The organism is Paracoccus haeundaensis (genome assembly GCF_006239215.1).
GTDB classification, from domain to species: Bacteria; Pseudomonadota; Alphaproteobacteria; order Rhodobacterales; family Rhodobacteraceae; genus Paracoccus; species Paracoccus marcusii.
On sequence record NZ_VDDC01000087.1, the window covers coordinates 1 to 2,468 of the forward strand.

The following is a 2,468-nucleotide window of genomic DNA, read 5'->3' on the forward strand; positions in this document are numbered from 1 at the left end:
GATTTCAAAATGCCCAGGACCATTGACCAGCAGATCGCCGAGGCACAGGCCAAGCTGAACCGCCTCAAGACCCGACAGAAAGCCAGCGACACCCGCCGCAAGATCATCGTCGGCGCCATCGTCACCACCGAAGCTTTGAAGGACCCGAAGATCGCCAGATGGATGGCGGCCACCCTGCGCAAGAACGCCACCCGCGAGGTCGATCAGAAGGAGATTGCCGGACTGCTGGCAGAGCTGGACGCGAAGGCAGGCACCGCATGAGCGCCGCCGCCAAATCCCCCGCCGAGCTGATTGCCGATCTGACCGACCAGGTGCGGCTCCTGCGCCAGGACGTAAGCAACCTCACCGCCACCGCGACCACCAAGGCCGAGGCGGCAGGGCTCATGGCCAGGATCGAGAAAGCTTCGGGAGAGGCATCCGCACACGCTCAGGAGGTCATTGATGCCTCGGAGCATCTGGGTAGGCGGATGCACCAAGATAGTGCCAGTGCCGCTCAGGTGGCCGCTGAGAGGGCCATCAAGGGCTTGGAGCATGAGATCCAGGCCGCCGCCACCCACATGCGCCTGGAGAGCGTCAGAAGCAGCAGACAGGCCCTGCATCGGTTTGGAGGGGGTCTGGCCGTCTTCGGAGGAATTGCGGCTCTGGGGGGCGTTCTGGGCATCGTGGCGCTGCTTCTCATCCAGGGACGCGGAGATGCACGGGAATTCGGAAAGCATCCGGAGGTGTTCTGTACGTCAGCCGGGGGCGAGATCGCCACCAACAGCGATGGCAGACGCTTCTGCGGCATCTGGATCGATGGCTGAAGCAGACGAACTGATGGAGGTCGCCAGAGGGGTGTTGCAGTTGCAGGATATGGCCGATGTTAACCGAAATTGCATTTCGGCATCCGCGCTGTGTTCTGAACCTTCCTTCCAGGATCATTTTTGAGCCGCAGAACGGGTCGGACGACCCACTCTGCACCTTGATCGCGCAGCAGGTTTGCGTATATACATAAACACATGTTGATGATCACCTGGGACGCGCCGAAGCGGCAGACCAACCTTGCCAAGCACGGTCTGGATTTTGCCGATCTCGACGAGGCGTTTTTCCTAGCCTCGGTCGTGGTCCCGGCAAAGGCGGGCCGGCACATGGCGATCGGGCGTCTCGCGGATGGCACCGTGGCGGTGGTCTTCGCGACCTTGGGCACCCAAGGGGTGTCGGTGATCTCGATGCGCCCCGCCAGCGCCAGGGAACGGAGCCTGCTATGAGCAAGACCCATCTGACCGAAGACCAGATCCAGCGGATGATCGCCAGCGATCCGGACGCCCCGGAAGCCACAGCGGCGCAACTTGCCCAGGCCCGGCCTTTCACTGAGGCGTTCCCAGCCCTGTCAGACGCCCTGCGCCGGAACATGGGCGGACGGCCCAAGGTCGAAAACCCCAAAGTTGCCGTCTCGCTGCGCCTCGATCAGGACGTGGTGGCTCGGTTCAAGGCCAGCGGACCGGGTTGGCAGACCCGGATGAACCGCGCCCTGCGAGAAGCAGCAGGTCTATGAACAGTAGCTAGCTCATAACCCCCTGCTGGCTTGCGACCTCAAACTTAACCTGAACCAACTTCATTGGTTTGTTTCATGCGATAGTGGAAGCTCGGCGCAGAAATACGGTCAATTTTCCAACGGAGGAAAGTCCGGATATTCGGGGACCGGCTCACGAGGCGGTTTCTCTCGAAGCATACTCATCTCCTTCTGAAACACGCGATCTGCTGCGTCTGAACACAAATGGACTGAACAAAACTTGCGTCAGCACTGTGACAATGACGGCGATTGATCCAGTTGCCCAGTAGGCCAGGGCAATCATTCCGATTCCATAACCGGCGATCCAAAACGCTATTCCTGCAAATGTGCCGGCAATGATACCGGAACATAGAAGCACAATAACCATTTTGAAGCCTCATGCGAACGCGGCGACGTTATCGGATAGGGATAAAAATCTCTTTATGTTACCTGCTTACGGAGAAACGGCGCCTGATTTTTTTAATAACGTCAGTTATCGATTGGCGTTCCGATATAGGATCGCTCCCCGACACGGACGGTGATTTTTCCATTGCCCAGATCGCACTCGAAAATACCCTGAACGGAAATATAGCTTCCAACAGCAATTGTCCGGATCATTTTCAACCTCAGGTTGTTTTTTATTAAATTACTACCTCTCTGATTGTGCCATGATCTTCAAAGAATTGCCAGCCCCATGCGCTCATAAGGGATAAAAACCGGTAGCACGCTGGTTTTTCTAACCAATCCGTCATTGATGCAAGATCAGTCAGCTGGCCTGCCAGAGACCTGACAGTGGCCGGCTCGGACGCCTGACTGCCCTCTACCCCACAACCCCCGCGCGATCGCTCACGCCAGGGTTTTCCGGCGCATAACACCTCATATCCGCCACAGCGCAGCCAGGGGTTGAACGAGGGTGGGCTGTGCAGGCAAGAAAAAG

5 protein-coding genes are annotated in these 2,468 nt (G+C 58.1%); 4 read left to right on the forward strand and 1 reads right to left on the reverse strand.

The window, feature by feature from the left end:
* The 4 genes from FHD67_RS20005 to FHD67_RS20020 form a co-directional block, all read left to right on the forward strand.
* The coding region (locus FHD67_RS20005) for a hypothetical protein (protein WP_246071369.1) at positions 1 to 261 on the forward strand (261 nt) is incomplete at its 5' end.
* On the forward strand, positions 258 to 803 hold the full coding sequence (locus FHD67_RS20010; RefSeq protein ID WP_139599834.1) for a hypothetical protein: 546 nt from the start codon (positions 258 to 260) through the stop codon (positions 801 to 803). The genes FHD67_RS20005 and FHD67_RS20010, both read left to right, overlap by 4 nt.
* 195 nt (positions 804 to 998) lie before the next feature.
* Entirely contained in the window at positions 999 to 1,247 is a 249-nt protein-coding gene (locus tag FHD67_RS20015) for a BrnT family toxin (protein ID WP_042246947.1), read from the forward strand.
* On the forward strand, positions 1,244 to 1,534 hold the full coding sequence (locus FHD67_RS20020; RefSeq protein WP_016338399.1) for a BrnA antitoxin family protein: 291 nt from the start codon (positions 1,244 to 1,246) through the stop codon (positions 1,532 to 1,534). Before FHD67_RS20015 ends, FHD67_RS20020 begins: the two co-directional genes overlap by 4 nt.
* 151 nt (positions 1,535 to 1,685) lie before the next feature.
* Here the strand turns inward: FHD67_RS20020 and FHD67_RS20025 are convergent, their stop codons facing one another.
* On the reverse strand, positions 1,686 to 1,919 hold the full coding sequence (locus FHD67_RS20025) for a hypothetical protein (protein WP_139599835.1): 234 nt from the start codon (positions 1,917 to 1,919) through the stop codon (positions 1,686 to 1,688).
* Positions 1,920 to 2,468: the final 549 nt, after the last annotated feature.